Source organism: Streptomyces sp. NPDC030222 (assembly GCF_055573115.1).
In genome coordinates this window covers 21187-35644 of record NZ_JBVICA010000019.1, presented here as the reverse complement: position 1 = coordinate 35644, position 14458 = coordinate 21187, and the positions used below count along the sequence as shown (strand labels likewise).

Annotated in this window: 10 protein-coding genes; 4 read left to right on the top strand and 6 right to left on the bottom strand. The window is 68.9% G+C overall.

The features are described 5' to 3' along the window. Positions 1-93: 93 nt before the first annotated feature. Positions 94-1572, bottom strand: a complete 1479-nt coding sequence (gene mptB / locus ACZ4Z5_RS24775; RefSeq protein ID WP_468266515.1) for a polyprenol phosphomannose-dependent alpha 1,6 mannosyltransferase MptB — start codon at positions 1570-1572, stop codon at positions 94-96. A 219-nt stretch (positions 1573-1791) separates the two neighbouring features. Beyond that, positions 1792-2202 carry an ATP-binding protein gene (locus tag ACZ4Z5_RS24770; RefSeq protein ID WP_468266300.1) on the bottom strand — a complete coding sequence of 137 codons (411 nt, stop codon included), beginning with the start codon at positions 2200-2202 and terminating at the stop codon, positions 1792-1794. A 95-nt stretch (positions 2203-2297) separates the two neighbouring features. On the opposite strand from ACZ4Z5_RS24770, the gene ACZ4Z5_RS24765 reads away from it, so the two are divergent. After that, positions 2298-3092 carry a helix-turn-helix domain-containing protein gene (locus ACZ4Z5_RS24765; RefSeq protein ID WP_468266298.1) on the top strand — a complete coding sequence of 265 codons (795 nt, stop codon included), beginning with the start codon at positions 2298-2300 and terminating at the stop codon, positions 3090-3092. After that, on the top strand, positions 3089-3412 hold the full coding sequence (locus ACZ4Z5_RS24760; protein ID WP_468266296.1) for a DUF397 domain-containing protein: 324 nt from the start codon (positions 3089-3091) through the stop codon (positions 3410-3412). The genes ACZ4Z5_RS24765 and ACZ4Z5_RS24760 overlap by 4 nt, the downstream gene beginning before the upstream one ends. Positions 3413-3690: 278 nt before the next feature. Here the strand turns inward: ACZ4Z5_RS24760 and ACZ4Z5_RS24755 are convergent, their stop codons facing one another. Together ACZ4Z5_RS24755 and ACZ4Z5_RS24750 are read right to left on the bottom strand one after the other, a co-directional pair. Further along, positions 3691-4068 (bottom strand): hypothetical protein, encoded by a 378-nt coding sequence (locus ACZ4Z5_RS24755; RefSeq protein ID WP_468266294.1) that lies wholly within the window; start codon positions 4066-4068, stop codon positions 3691-3693. A gap of 148 nt (positions 4069-4216) precedes the next feature. Further along, on the bottom strand, positions 4217-4846 hold the full coding sequence (locus tag ACZ4Z5_RS24750; protein ID WP_468266293.1) for an alpha-ketoglutarate-dependent dioxygenase AlkB family protein: 630 nt from the start codon (positions 4844-4846) through the stop codon (positions 4217-4219). A 277-nt stretch (positions 4847-5123) separates the two neighbouring features. Between ACZ4Z5_RS24750 and ACZ4Z5_RS24745 the strand changes: the two genes are divergently transcribed. Both ACZ4Z5_RS24745 and ACZ4Z5_RS24740 read left to right on the top strand, forming a co-directional pair. Continuing rightward, positions 5124-6335 (top strand): pyridoxal phosphate-dependent aminotransferase, encoded by a 1212-nt coding sequence (locus tag ACZ4Z5_RS24745; protein ID WP_468266291.1) that lies wholly within the window; start codon positions 5124-5126, stop codon positions 6333-6335. Between the two features lie 123 nt (positions 6336-6458). Further along, entirely contained in the window at positions 6459-6860 is a 402-nt protein-coding gene (locus ACZ4Z5_RS24740; RefSeq protein WP_468266289.1) for an SCO4983 family protein, read from the top strand. Positions 6861-7077: 217 nt separating this feature from the next. Here the strand turns inward: ACZ4Z5_RS24740 and ACZ4Z5_RS24735 are convergent, their stop codons facing one another. Together ACZ4Z5_RS24735 and ACZ4Z5_RS24730 are read right to left on the bottom strand one after the other, a co-directional pair. Further along, entirely contained in the window at positions 7078-7464 is a 387-nt protein-coding gene (locus ACZ4Z5_RS24735) for a DUF5958 family protein (RefSeq protein WP_468266287.1), read from the bottom strand. Between the two features lie 4 nt (positions 7465-7468). Beyond that, positions 7469-14293 carry an RHS repeat-associated core domain-containing protein gene (locus tag ACZ4Z5_RS24730; protein ID WP_468266285.1) on the bottom strand — a complete coding sequence of 2275 codons (6825 nt, stop codon included), beginning with the start codon at positions 14291-14293 and terminating at the stop codon, positions 7469-7471. Positions 14294-14458 lie beyond the last annotated feature (165 nt).

Genomic DNA, 14458 nt, shown 5'->3' with positions numbered 1-14458 from the left:
CCAACCCGTCAGCCCTCCCCCCCCCCCCCCCCCCCTCCCCCCCCCCCCCCCCCCCCCCCCCCCCCCCCCCCCCCCGAGTCCGGTCGGCTCGTCTCACGCCATCAGGGCGCCCTTCTCGGCCACCACCGGCGTGGTCCTGGCCGCCTGGTCGCGGAGTGCCATCACGCACACCACGCCGACGCCCGCGCCGAGGACGAAGCCGAACCCCGGTGTGTGGCCGTCCGGCTGGGTCACGTACGCCAGGCCCGCGCTCACCACCATCAGCGCGCGGCCGACCCTGCCGTCCCACGCGGTCGACGCGGACACCGCGGCCAGGCCCCACAGCAGGTACCAGGGCTGCACCATCGGCGACAGCGCGACGAGAGCGACCAGCGCCAGCCCGAGCCCCTGGACGGGGTGGAGGGGCGGCCGGCCGCGCCACGGGCGCAGCGTGCGGAACGCCAGGAACCCGATCACCGCCAGCGCGGCGACCAGACCGAGGGTCTGCACGGCCTGCTTGACCTGGAGCGGGTCCGAGCCGGCCAGCATGCGTGCCACCTCACCCGCCGCGAGACCGAGGTCGCTCGACGCCGACAGCGACGTGTGTATGGTGCCCGCCACGCTCTGCGTCTTCGTCCAGCCGAAGCCGGTCCCGCTCACCAGCGTGGCACCGGCCACGACCGCCGCGGCGACCAGCCCCGGGACGACGAGTCCCTTCGCCGCCCGCCGCCACGGCGAGCCCGTTCCCGCGCCCTGCCGTATGACGATCACGCCGATGAACAGCAGTGCCAGCGCCGCCGGGGACTTGATCATCATGGCGAGGCCGACGAGCCCGCTGCCGAGCAGCCAGCGTCCGCGCAGCGCCAGTGCGACTCCCGACAGCATCAGGCCGATCATCAGGCCGTCGTTGTGCATACCGCCCACGACATGGATCAGCGTCAGCGGGTTGAGCACGCCGAGCCACAGCGCACCGGTCTCGCTCGCCCCGCACTCGCGGGCCAGCTCCCGCAGCGCCCACGCGATCAGGCCGAGCCCCACCAGGGCCATCAGCCGCATCGCGAGGACCGCGGGCACCAGCTCACCGCCGGTCGCCCAGACCAGCCCCTTCGCCAGCATCAGGAAGAACGGCCCGTACGGCGCGGGAGTGTCACGCCACTGTTTGCCGACGCTCTCCACCGCGTCCCCGCCGATCGGCGCGTCACCGCCGAGGAGGGACGGCCCGGCGCCGTACACGTCGAGCCCTTCGAGGACCATCGCGCCCTGCGCTATGTAGCTGTACACATCGGCGCTGTAGAGCGGAGGCGCCAGCACCATCGGAGCCGCCCACCAGCCGAGCGTCACCAGTGTGTCGCGCACACCGACGGCCCCGGCGGCCGTGTGCTCCTTGAGCAGCCTCCCCCATCTCCACCACGCCACCACGAGCAGCGTCAGTCCGGCGTAGGCGAGGACGGCGGCGGCCACCGTGGTCAGGAGGTCCCTGTGGACCCAGACGCCCAGCCCTCCACGAGCAGGCAGCGTCCCCGCTGCCAGTCCTCCCACGGCGATGGCCGCCGATCCGGTCGCACCGAGTCGGCGTATTGCGGCAGCAGTCAGCACGTCAGCACCCACATGAGCAGTCAGTTCACCCCACCGGTCGCACGGATTGCCGACCCTACAGGGCACGCCCGATCCGGAGTCCACCCGCAACCGCTGAAAACGACCTGAAAAGATCTCCATCGCCGCAATCAACCGTTGTTCACGTTTCGCGCTTTTCATGGATTCCCGGCCAACGCGAAACGACAGTCGGGAGAATCCCCCCTTCGCCCTTGGGGGTCACCCCACCGTGTCCGTCACCAGTTCGAACCACACCGTCTTCCCGATACCGCATTCGCGCGGGTACGCGCCCCAGTCGTCGGCGAGCGCCGCCACCAGCGCCAGCCCGCGCCCCGACTCGTCCTCGGACGACGCCACCCGCCGACGCGGTGCGGGAAGGACGTCGTTCGCGTCCGACACCTCCACGCGCAGCACCTCCCGCCGGAGCTCGCACCGCGTCCACACCTCCCGGCCGGGCGGCACCCGGGCGTGCACGCACGCGTTCGTGACGAGCTCGCTCAGCAGCAGTACGGCCGTGCTCGACACCTCGTCGGGCACCTTCCACTCCCGCGCCTGGTCGGCCAGTAGTCCACGGGCCCGGCGGACGCTCAGAGGATTGCGTGGAAAGCGCCACTCGATGTGCTGGTTCATGGCGCATACGGTGCTGGCGCGGGCCTAACGTGGGGCAGTAACAACAAGGGTACGAACGGTTGTTGTACCCGGCCTGTACCCGGGGAGGGTGGCCCGTGACGGACACATGGCGTTACTGCGGCAACCAGATCAAGCTCTGGCGCGCGCAAGCCGGAGTCAGCCGAGAGGAACTCGCCCGCGAGGCGGGGTACGGGTACGAAACCGTCAAATCCATGGAACAAGGGCGAAGGCGGCCCACCGTGCGGCTGCTCCAGATCGCGGACGGGATGTGCGGGGCGGGCGGGAAGTTACTGGCGGCGCAGGAGTTCCTGAAGCCTGAGCCGTTCCCTGCGAGGGCGCAGGAGTTCATGGCGATCGAGGCTGAGGCGATCGCGGTGCACTCGTACGAGCCGCTCCTCGTGCCGGGCCTCTTACAGACAGAGGAGTACGCCCGCGCCCTGATCGGCGAGAGCTGCCCGCCACTGGACGACGAGACGGTGGAGGAACGGGTCGCCGCGCGGCTGCGTCGGCAGGAAGCGCTGATTCGGAAGACCAGAACGGTGTACGGGTTCGTGGTGTACGAGGCGGCGTTGCGGGCGGGCGTGGGCGGCCCCGAGGTCATGAGGCGGCAGCTGCAGCATTTACTGAAGCTGGGCGGACTGCGAAACGTATCGATCCAAGTGCTACCCGTGGGGCGTTGCAGCGGTCTTGCACTGATGGGTCCGCTGGTCCTGCTGGAGACCATCGACCACGAGCACTACGCCTTCGCCGAGGGGCAGAAGACAAGTGCCCTCTATGCAGACGTCGGCAAGATCAGCGAGCTCACTCAGACGCATGGAATGATCCGGACACAGGCGCTCAGCGTTCCGGAATCCACCGAGCGCATTACGCAGATGGCGGAGGAGCTATGAGTCGGCAGCTCTTGTGGTTCAAGTCCAGCTACAGCGATAGTGACGGCAGCAACTGCATCGAAGTAGCCCTCGACTGGCACAAATCCACCTACAGCGATGACCAAGGCGCCGACTGCGTCGAAGTAGCCCTCGACTGGCACAAGTCCACCCACAGCGACAGCCAGGGCAGTGACTGCATCGAGGTCGCCACCTCCCCCCACACCGTCCACGTCCGCGATTCCAAGCTCGGCGAGAGCAGCCCGGCCTTCTCCGTTCCCGCGGCCGCGTGGTCCGTGTTCGTGGCCGAGCTTCGGGCTTCGGGCTCCGAGCTCCCTCAATAAGGAAGGGGCCGAGCGGTCTGTGCAAGGGCTGCCGTGGTGCCTCGCCCGGCGGCTCGGCCGACCGGCTGTCTCCGGAGGAGGTGCGGCGCAGAGTGGCCGCGATGCGGGTGAAGCCGGGAAACGACGGCCGGGCGGCGGCGCCGACGCCGGTTCCCGGAGGGGCGCGGCGCGGTTTCGAAGAGCCGTGCCCGGCGACCTGAGGCCGCCGGGCACCCCTCCTCACATCCCCACGCGACGAGGCCCTCACATCCTCACGCGACGTGGCGCGGCGGACCGGGTCAGTAGGTGTAGCTCAGGCCCGACTTGTAAGGGGTCAGGTACCGCTGGCCGACCACGCCGTTGTACGTGTACCAGCCCCACTTCCTGCACTTCACCTGGTAGCTGAGGGTGTTGTACGCGCCGGATCCCACCCGGACGCGCGGGTAGATGACGTTGTCGCCCCAGTCGCCGCCGGCCGGACCGCTGGAGTAGGTGTCGACCGCCCAGTAGATGCCGACGACGGATCCGCCCGCCGGGCAGTTCCAGCTGCCGAAGTTGACCCAGACGTTCCCCCCGGTCCAGGCGCTGGCCGGTGCGGCGCTGAGGCCGACGAGGCCCAGTGCCACCACGGCACCCGTGGCCAGGGCACGGGTCTTCCTGAGAATCGAACCGAACATGAGACCTCCCCTGCGCCGGCTGTGCACCGTGCGCGTGCCAGACCCGGCAGGGCAAGTCTCCACCGCCTATGGGTGGATAATCCGGGTTTCACAGAAAAGTGCGGATTCGAATATCCGGGCCGTATTCACACAGTCGTTCCCAGCGGGGTCAGTTCACCCCGCGGGGGCGGAACTGGATGCTGATCCGCGGACCGACCGGACGCGCGGTCTTGGGGATCGCGTGTTCCCAGGTGCGCTGGCAGCTTCCGCCCATGACGACGAGGTCGCCGTGGCCGAGCGGATGGCGCACGGTCGGTGCCGCGCGGCGGCGTGACCGGAGGACCAGGTCGCGCGGGGCGCCGACGGAGAGGATGGCGACCATCGTGTCCTCGCGGGAGCCGCGGCCGATGGTGTCGCCGTGCCAGGCGACGCTGTCGTGGCCGTCGCGGTAGTAGCAGAGCCCGGCGGTGACGAAGGACTCGCCGAGTTCGGCGGCGTAGTGGGCGGTCAGTGCGGTGCGCGCCTCGGCGAGGACGGGGTGCGGGAGCGGGTCGCCGGAGCGGTAGTAGGCGAGGAGCCGGGGGACGTCGACCTCCCGCTCGTACATCTGACGCCGTTCGGCGCGCCAGGGGACGTGCGCGGCCAGGTCCTCGAAGAGGGCGTCGGCACCGTGGAGCCAGCCGGGCAGCAGATCGAGCCAGGCGCCGTCGCCGAGCACGGTCCGCCGGACGCCCGCCAGGGGACCGAGGCCGATGTCGTCGGCCTGGTCGAAGAGCGAGCCCTGAAGCGGTGCGGCCATGGATCCAGCGTAACCAGGAAACCGAACAAGTGAGCTATTCGACGGAGAGGGCCCGCGGTCCGGCAGCGGAAGGCCGCCACGGGTGACCGAAGTCACGCGAAGGGCGGAGGCTCCGGATTTGAAGCCGGGCACGCGGTGCCACCCCGCAAATCCGCACCCGGGCACGGCCGGGCGCATTCCGATCGAAGTGGACACCGTCCGGTGCGTCGCCGCCGTAAGGGGCGGGTGGCCGCAAACACCGCGCACGAACGGGGGTGTGCCCCGTAATCTGACCGGCATGCAGGTGATCCAGTCGACGAAGCTCGCCAATGTCTGTTACGAGATCCGGGGCCCGGTGCTCGAGGAGGCAATGAGGCTTGAAGCAGCAGGTCACCGCATCCTCAAGCTGAACACGGGAAACCCCGCGGCGTTCGGGTTCGAGTGCCCGCCGGAGATCCTGGAGGACATGCTCCGCAATCTGGCGGACGCGCACGGTTACGGCGACGCCAAGGGCCTGCTGTCCGCCCGCCGCGCCGTGATGCAGCACTACCAGACCAAGGGCATCGAGCTGGGCGTCGAGGACGTCTACCTCGGCAACGGTGCGTCCGAGCTGATCCAGATGTCGATGCAGGCCCTGCTCGACGACGGCGACGAGGTGCTGGTCCCGGCGCCGGACTACCCGCTGTGGACGGCGGCCGTGTCCCTGGCCGGCGGCACCGCCGTGCACTACCGCTGCGACGAGCAGTCCGACTGGATGCCGGACATCGCGGACATCGAGCGGAAGATCACCGACCGCACCAAGGCCATCGTCATCATCAACCCGAACAACCCCACGGGTGCGGTGTACGACGAGGAGATGCTGACGGCGCTGACCGACGTCGCCCGCCGGCACAACCTGGTGGTCTGTTCGGACGAGATCTACGACAAGATCCTCTACGACGGCGCGACGCACACCCCGACCGCCGTCATCGCGCCGGACCTGATGGTCCTGACCTTCAACGGTCTCTCCAAGAACTACCGCGTATCGGGCTACCGCAGCGGCTGGCTCGCGGTCTGCGGCCCGAAGCAGCACGCGGCCTCGTACATCGAGGGCCTGACGATCCTGGCGAACATGCGCCTGTGCGCGAACATGCCGTCCCAGTACGCGGTCGCCACCGCGCTCGGCGGCCGCCAGTCGATCGAGCAGCTCGTCCTGCCGGGCGGACGGCTCCTGGAGCAGCGCGACACCGCGTACGACCTGCTCACGCAGATCCCGGGCATCACCTGCGTGAAGCCCAAGGGTGCGCTGTACCTCTTCCCGAAGCTGGACCCCTCGGTCTACAAGATCAAGGACGACCGCCAGATGGTCCTGGACCTGCTCCGGGCCGAGAAGATCATGGTCGTCCACGGCACCGGCTTCAACTGGCCCGAGCCGGACCACTTCCGCATCGTGACGCTCCCCGCGGTGAAGGACCTCGCGCACGCGGTGACGAGGATCGGCGCGTTCCTGGACGGGTACGGGCAGCACTGACCGGGGTCGGCGGCCGCGTCGGCGCCGGTCATCGGCTCCTTGTGATCGTTAAACGATTCGACTCAACTTTAGACTGAATCCAATGTAGGATGGCCTCCTGTCAGCGAGCGGGAGGCCATTCCCATGTACGAACCGATCCGCACCAAGTCGGTACACACCATGGCGCGCGCCACCGAGCCTGCCCCTGCCGACTTCCCCCACCGGTCCCGTGAGGAAGAGCTGGACATCCAGCTCGCCGGACACCTCGCCGCGCTGCTGGCCGTCACCGACGAGCTGGCGCTCGGCGAAGCGGGCGACCGCATCGCCGCACAGGTCGCGCGGCTGCGCGGGGCGCCCCCGGCCCGGCACGCCGGACTGAGCCACGCCGACAGCTCCGCGCTGCACGACCGCGCGCTCGCCCTCGCGGGCCGCGCGCTGGTCGTCGCCGCGTCCCGCGCCGACACGACCGTCGCGATCCTCGCCGCCGAGCGGATGGACGCGCACACCGCCGCGCTGCGCGAGCGCGAGCCGGCCGGCGCCCACTGAACGGCCTCGGCCCGTGTGCCGGGGAGGCGCACGGGCCGGGTGCCATCTGGTCCACGGGCCGGCTCTGGAAGCCGTGCCGGTGGACTTGGCGCATACTCGCCTTCATCTGCGTGCGAGCTCCCACCGGGCAATCCGGTAGGGAGCTCGCCGCACCTGCGTCGGATGCCGCTTCAGTAGTCCTCGGAGGTGCTCCGAAACGGCAACGGACGGACGGTACCTACGACAGGTTGTGCCAGAAGTGGCTGCAGCCGCCCCGGCACTCCGTCTCCCTTCGCCTCGTGTCGGCTACGGCGAAAGTGGAGAGGAGAACGCGGAAGCCCTTGACCTGCTCGTAGGCGGGGAGCCCCACGATCGTTCCTCTGCGATCGAGGACCGGCTCCTTGACCACCAGAACCGCCGGGGTCGCCGTGGGCTTCACGCCGGAGCGCGCCACACCCTCGCGACCGTCCTCCGCCGTCGCATGGGCCTGCATACAGTGCTGGACCAGCTTCAGGAGTACGGCTCGCCGCTCGGTCTCATCCAGTGAGGAGAACCAGTCCACCGCGTCGTCCATGCCGCGCAGTCCCTGGGCCACCTCGTTGAGGATGCGATCTGTCGGATTCAATTGATCACTTCTTCCGGGGGAGGAACACGACGTACGGCAGCTTTCGATCCAACTCGGTGAAAGTCTTCCAGGCCTCCGGAGTGCTGCCCTGCCAGAAGTCACGTCCGCGGCCGCTTCCCTCACCGCTGCCCGTTCCCCTCGGCAAGGAATTCTTGATCTTGTTACGGCCCTTCGCCTTGCCGAACAGGATGTAGTCCCAGTCGGACGTGGGGTTGAGATTCCCGTTTCCTGCACGGCTTCCGACCACGATGATGGGCTCGCCGTATCGGTCGGCCGCGTTCTGGATGCGCTGCGCGTCCCGCGGACTGATGCCGGCTTCTTCCGGAGTCTTGCGACCCGGGCCGCACCATCCGTCGGAGTTGTGGACCAGCAGCGGCGTACCGCCCGCCAGCACATAGTAGGCGTGGATTCCCTTGACCGTGAGGTCGTGGGTCCGCTGGCGCTTCTCGAAGGTGCGAATGCCCGCGAGGGTGACCGTGTCACCGTCCGGCGTGCGCAGTTCCATGCCTGGGCGCAGCTGTCCCGCCTCGATCCACTTGCCCTCCGACTCCACCCAGAACGGGTGGGTCGTCGTGGAGACGAGCGCGGCCTGCTTCTTGCCCTCCGCCTGGATCGTCAGGTCGACGAACTGCTTGTCGTCCTCGGTGACGATCGTGCCGACGACCTCACGGGCGACGGTCTCACCGGTCTCGGGGTCGGTGGCGACGATTCTGTCGCCGAGTTCGACCTCCTCGATCGGTTTGGTGGAGCCGTCCGCGAGGAGGACGGGGGTCCCAGGCAGGAAGCTGTGCGGGACTTCGCAGGTGCCGCCCTTCTTCTTGACGGCGGCCTTGACCTTCTCGAGCTTCTCCTTGGCCTTCTGGACCTTGGAGGACTGGTCCCAGGCCTTCATCGCCCCGCTGACCAGGTCATCGAGATGACCCGCGATCTTCTTGCCGAGGTCCCAGGCCTTGTCCAGCCTCCAGCCGTACTTCTTGATCAGCTTGGCCGGCAGGCCGCCGATGAGCATGGTCGCGACGTTGAGGGCGGTCTCACCGCACGCCGACAGGTCGCCCGAGGAGAAGCAGTCGAGACCGGCGTCGATGCCGAGCTCCTCCATGGCGATGTCGGTGAGCGCCTGGGCCGCCTTCTTGACCTTCTGCTTCGTCTGGCTGTAGTTCGACTCGACCTGGCCCAGCTCCCGCTCGGCCCTGCTGACCGCATTGTTGGACCTGGAGAAGTACTTCTTCGCCATGTCGAACGCCCACTTGATGAAGAACCCGATCCACAGACCACTCGGGTCGGAGAGCGTGACCGGGCTGTTGTTCGCGTAGGCGTAGCCGTTGACCTGCTGCGGCTGCATGAAGTCGATCACCGGGTCGGGCGAGATGAACTTGCCGAGGCCCGGGTCGTACTGGCGGGCTCCGACGTTCGTCAGGCCCGTCTGGGCGTCGATGTCACCACCGACGAAGCCCTTCTCACTGGTCCAGCTACCGGTCGGCTTCGCGCGCTCGACGCCGTAGGGGTCGAGGCGGCGCTGCGAGACCGCGCCCGTGGTGGCGTTGACCGACAGCTCGTTGGTGCCGTGGTGGTCGGCGGCGAGGAACGACAGGTCCACGTTGTCCGACCGCATGGCGACGGCCTTGTCGGCGAAGCCGTAGTAGCGGGTCGCCTCGACCTTGCTGCTGCCCTTGGCCTGGCGGAGCTCCGTGCCCGGCAGGTAGACGGTGGTGCCGGTCGCGTCCGTGCGGACGAGACGGTTGCCGGCGGCGTCGTAGAGGTAGTCGGTGGTCCTTCCGTCGGCCTCCGTGGTCTTGGCGAGCTTGCCCTCGGCGTTCCAGGTGAGGGTCTGGGTGTCGCCGTTCAGGACCCGCTGATCGGTGTTGCCCGAGTCGTCGTAGTGATACGTCGACTGCTGCTCACCGGTGGGCCGCTTCTCGACGACCTTGGTCACGGCGTGCGGGCCGGCCGGTCCCTCACCGTAGGTGTAGGTGCGGGTGACGTCCTTGGCCGCGTCCAGGCCGACGTCGTGGCGGACCTCCTTGTTGCGGTTGCCGATCGCGTCGGTCTCGTAGGACGTCCAGTACGGGGCGGGACCTCCCAGCGGGGACGTGCCCGGGGCCGAGGCACATGCGGACGGCGCGGAGGCGTCCAACTGGCTGCCGACGGTTCCCGATCCGGTCGCCGCCGTCGCGGTCGCGGCCGGGGTCCACGCCTCGGAGAGGCGCTTGCCGTAGTCGTAGGCGAAGCACTGGACGTCCGGGGACGGGCCCGCGGTGTCGGAGATCGACAGGACGTTGCCGGTCTGGTCGTAGGAGTAGTTGGCCTCCTTCGCCGGTCCGGTGACGCCCTCGATGTCGACGACCGAACGCTTGAGGCGGTCGGTGCCCTTCTCGTAGTGGAACGTCTGCCAGTTCTTCCGGCCCGCGCCGGTGGACAGTTCGAGCTGCTGGAGCTGGCTGGTCGGCGAGTAGACGGTGTCGGTGACGTAGGACGTCTTGCCCGTCATCGTCTTCGGGCGCTGCAAGTCGTCGTAGCCGAAGGCGATCGCCTCACTGGAGAGACCACCCGCGGCCGGCAGACCCTGGCCGTTGACCGTGCCGTCGGCGTTGTACGTCGTCGTGAAGACGTATGTACCGGCCAGCTTGTCCTGCGACGCGGGCACCGTGTACGCGGTCTTCAGCGGCCGGTACAGCGCGTCCATGTCCTGCGTGACGGTGGAGAAGTACTCCGTCGCGCTGGTGTAACGCAGCGTCGCCCATGCCCGGCCGAGCCAGCCCGCCTTGTCGTACTTGGTCTCGGTGAGCTTGGTGCCCTTCTCGGGCTCGCCCTCCCAGGTGGAGGCCGCACGGCCCAGCTTGTCGTAGACCGTGGAGACCTTCTTGCCGCGGTTGTCCGTGCTGGAGATCTGCCGGTCCACCGCGTCGTATCCGTACGTGGTGGTGCCGGTGTCCGGGTCGACGCTCTTGACCTTGCGGTTCAGCTGGTCGTACTCGTACCGCCAGACATTGCCCTTGGCGTCGGTGACCGTCTGAAGGTCACCGCCCTGCGAGTACGTGTACTTGGTGGAGTCGTAGCCGCTCGCCGGGGCGGACGGGTCCGGGCTCTCGCCGTGGTAGTGACGGAGCTCGGTCGTCGCACCGGCCACATTGCTGATCACCGTGGTCGGCACGCCGCCCTTGGGCGGGTCGATGTGGACCCGATCGCCGTCGTGCGTCATGGTGGCGCGCCACTGCTCGACGCCCGCGACCTGGAAGATCTCGGCCGTCTTGCGGCCCATGCCGTCGTACTCGTAGCGGTACTGCGCGCCGACCTCGCCGTTGGCGACGGTCAGCAGCTCGTTCGAGGGCGGCCCGTTGGCGTTGTAGGTCTGGTTGCCGAGCTTCACCTTTCCGGTGCCGTCGTAGAACGAGTCACCGACGAGCCGGGTGCCGTTCGGACCCTCGCTCTGCAGCTGCCGCGGCCTCAGCAGGCCGTCGAAGAGCTGGTACTCGACGCCGTACCCGCCGTCCTTCTCGATCTTCTCCGTCTTGATGGAGACGGGCTTGTCGCGGCGGACGTCGTACGTGTACTTAACGCTCGGGGACTGGGACTTGGCCCGGTCGGGGAACCACACCGAGGAGACGCGGCCGAGCGCATCGAGCTCGATCTGGGAACGCCGGCCGTTGGGGTCGGTCTCACCGATGGAGCGGCCCCAGGCGGGCGCGAACTCCTTGGTGAGGACGTGCCCGAGCGGGTTGGTGACCACGACCTTGGAGGCCAGCCCGTTGACGTCGGTGTACTTGGTGGTCACCGAGGCGCCGGTGGCGTCCGCCTCCGACGTCGGACGCCCGAAGGCGTCGAACTTGCCGGTGCTCGTCACCTGGTAGGTGCCGGTGGTGCCGTTGTGGGACGTGAGTCGCTCGGTCCTGGTTTCGTCGCCCTTGGTGGGTGCGGCGCCGAACGCCAGGTCGTCGTAGTAGGTGCGGGTGTCACCGATGACCTGGGTCTTCCGGTCCGTGGCGGCGCCGCAGCCGGTGGCGACGACCTCGGTGCGGGACTCCAGGGTGTAGAGGTTCCTGCCCGGGTTGTCCGCGTAGGTGACCCGGGTGCAGGTGTCGTCGTCGCTCGTGGACAGATCCACGGAGTCGTCGGTCTGCAGCAGCCGGCCGGTGCGGTTGGAGGTGTCGAAGGTCGACACCGCCTTGGTGGTGCGCCAGCCGCCGCCGGACAGGGCGGTGTAGCCGCGGGAGACGTCGGACTGGACGATCGTCGCCTTGGTGGTGCCCCAGGACCTCGTCTGGGTGGCGGTGTCGTGCTTCCACGGCTCGGTGATCGCCTTGGACGCGACCTTGGTGCCGTTGTACGTCTGGGCCTCGATCTGGAAGCCCGTGAACTCCTTGTGGCCGGTGTACTTGGTGCCGGTGGAGTCGGTGACCTCCTCGGTGCGGGTGCCGCCGCCGGGGAGCCTGTCGCCGTGCAGGCCCTGGAGGTAGGTGTAGTCGATGCGGGTCGACATCTTCTGCCGGTTGCCGCTGGTGACCTTCACCTTGCCGTAGCCCTGCCACTGGCCCCAGGTGAGGAACTTGTCCTCGGTGATGCCGTCGGGCTCGGCCTTGCGCCAGCCGGCGCTGCCCTCGTAGTCGTACCGCGTCAGCAGGTCCTCGCCGCCGCCGGTGCGGTCGGTCTCCTCGATCTCGGCGACGACGTACTTGTGGAACCAGTCCGTCTTCGGGTCGATGCTGCCGGGCGGTGCCCAGACCACGGGGTAGCAGCGCTTCGTCGACTCGCCCGGCTTGGGCAGTGCGGAGGCCTTGCACTCGGCCGGGGCGTAGGTGATGTCGAGCTGGGCGCCGGTCTCGCTGAGCACGGTGGCCAGGCGGAAGCGGTGGATGGCGTCGATGTTGTCCGTGTCGCTCGCGACGCGGTTCTTCAGGTGCACGCCCTGGAGCTCGACGGACGGCATCTTGATGCTGCCGCCGCCGCCCCTGCCCTCGTGGTCGATCTTGTGGAGCCAGAGGGTCCTGGTGTCGTCACCGTTGTCCGTGAAGATGTGGGTGAACGTCCACGCGTCGACGTCCGCGTAGTCGTCGGGGCCCGTACCGGAGCTCATCTGCGTGGTGATGCCGGTGAGCCGCTTGGTCGTCCAGAACGTCTGCGCGGACTGGGTGGCGGTGCACTTGGTGTTCGGCTTGCAGTACCGGTCGACGGGGGTGTCCGGCCAGCGTGCCGCGTTGGCGGTGCTGAACTTGGACTCCGCGCAGTCGAAGGACGCGTCGGGCAGGCAGCGCTCCGCGGTCCTGAAGACCACGCGGGCCGGCGCCTTGCCGGTGTGGACGGCACCCTCGCGCTGGCCGTAGTCGATCCGCTCCAGGTAGCCGCCGCGGACGTACTCGGTGCCGTTGACGTCGGTCTTGCCGTTCAGCGCGTACCGGTTGGTCTCGGTCTCGTAGAAGAAGGACATCACGTTGCCGTGGGTGTCCTTGACGTGGTCGAGGTTCCAGCGCCAGGCCTGCTTGCAGTGTGCCCTGGTGAAGGTCGCGTTGTGGCAGGGCTCACCGGAGTCGTCGCCGAACACGGGGGAGGTCCAGGCGGACTTGGTGGTCTCCTTGCCCGTGGTCCAGCCGGGCAGCTTGTTCAGGCCGAACCAGTACTCGGTGCCGTCGGTCGTGGTGAGCTTCCAGTGCTCGCCGTCGTTGTCACCGTTGTCGGCGCCGGTCAGCTTGGCGATCTTCGCGCCGTTCTCGGACGCGAGATGCCATTCCTTGGTCTTGTCGTCCTGGATCAGCTCGCCGGACATTCCGTTGAGCATGATCGTGGCGTTGTCGAAGGCCCAGCAGTTCTCGGCGGAGTCCTTGTGGCCGTCGTCGGAGCAGGACTTGTAGCGCCGTTCGATGTAGCCGGGCTCGTAGGAGAAGCCCTCACCGATCCAGGAGCCCTGGTTGTTGGTGGCCGCCGTACGGCCGTCCGCGGACTGCGAGGAGTACGCCAGGGACAGCGGCGGCGCGAGGCCGCCCGGGGTCGGGACGGTCCTCAGGGGGTAGTTCCAGGAGAACCCGCCGGAGGAGTTCGCGACGGACCAGGTCGCGGAGGGGGCGAGGCTGGTGGCCGTGTAGTCGCCCTTCGAGGACGAGTCGCCGGCCGCTACGGCGAAGACCGAAGTGGAGCCGGAGGCCGGGGCCGCGGCGACCTTGGCGCTCAGCGTCCGGGTCGCGGGGTCGTTCTTGAACGGGATGCGCTTGGGAGCGGCCGGGCAGCTCCTGCTGCCGGGCCGCTGGGTCGCGGCGCACGCCGGGAGCTCGACGAGCTGGAGCCGGGAGCCGAAGCCACCGCCCGCGCCCTCGTCGAACTTCGCGTAGTTCAGGGACAGCTGGACCGGGGCGGACTTCTTGGAGCCGTCCGCGCGGCCCACGGTGAGCAGGGCCGCGCTGCCCCACTTCGCGGCGGCCTTCTGACCGAGCGAGGTGACCTTCACCTTCGACGGCGCGCTGCCTGCGGCGCGTGCCGCCTTGCCGTCCGCCGCCGCGGCGACGCTGACGGGGAGTCCGCCCGCGCTGCCCTGGGTGGACTTGAAGACGGCGGTGCGGCCGGAGCGCGCGAAGCGGGACACCGGCGCCGGGGTGGAGAGGGTGATCTCCGTGCTGCCGGCCTGCGGCCAGCTCGCCGGTTCGAGGGTCTTGGCCGCGGCCTTGCTCGCGGCGTCGGCGGGACGGGGCTTGACCTTGGCGGCCTTCCCCTCGGCAGGGGCCGAACTGCCCGGTACTCCGGGCCGTTTGGCTCCATCGGGCGTGGCGGGTACCGCCTCGGCCATGCCTGCCGAGAGCGAGAGCGCCAGCCCCAGGACGGTCGCCGCCACCGCATGTCTGGGCATGCGTGAGGTCAGCAACCTGCCGCGTAGAGGCATCAGTACTCCACAGGTAGGTGAATCAAAGGGTCATGGGGGGTCAAAGGGAAGCAACGGGGTGCCGTGCGGACAGGGAAATGCCGCGAGGGCAGAACGCCACACCACCGGTGTGCGGCGACCCCGACGCCCCTC

Bases quoted from the DNA above. Each gene is read 5' to 3' on its own strand.
- ACZ4Z5_RS24770 (WP_468266300.1), bottom strand. From the start codon at position 2,202: ATGAACCAGCACATCGAGTGGCGCTTTCCACGCAATCCTCTGAGCGTC.
- ACZ4Z5_RS24760 (WP_468266296.1), top strand. From the start codon at position 3,089: ATGAGTCGGCAGCTCTTGTGGTTCAAGTCCAGCTACAGCGATAGTGAC.
- ACZ4Z5_RS24755 (WP_468266294.1), bottom strand. From the start codon at position 4,068: ATGTTCGGTTCGATTCTCAGGAAGACCCGTGCCCTGGCCACGGGTGCC.
- ACZ4Z5_RS24750 (WP_468266293.1), bottom strand. From the start codon at position 4,846: ATGGCCGCACCGCTTCAGGGCTCGCTCTTCGACCAGGCCGACGACATC.
- ACZ4Z5_RS24745 (WP_468266291.1), top strand. From the start codon at position 5,124: ATGCAGGTGATCCAGTCGACGAAGCTCGCCAATGTCTGTTACGAGATC.
- ACZ4Z5_RS24740 (WP_468266289.1), top strand. From the start codon at position 6,459: ATGTACGAACCGATCCGCACCAAGTCGGTACACACCATGGCGCGCGCC.
- ACZ4Z5_RS24730 (WP_468266285.1), bottom strand. From the start codon at position 14,293: ATGCCCAGACATGCGGTGGCGGCGACCGTCCTGGGGCTGGCGCTCTCG.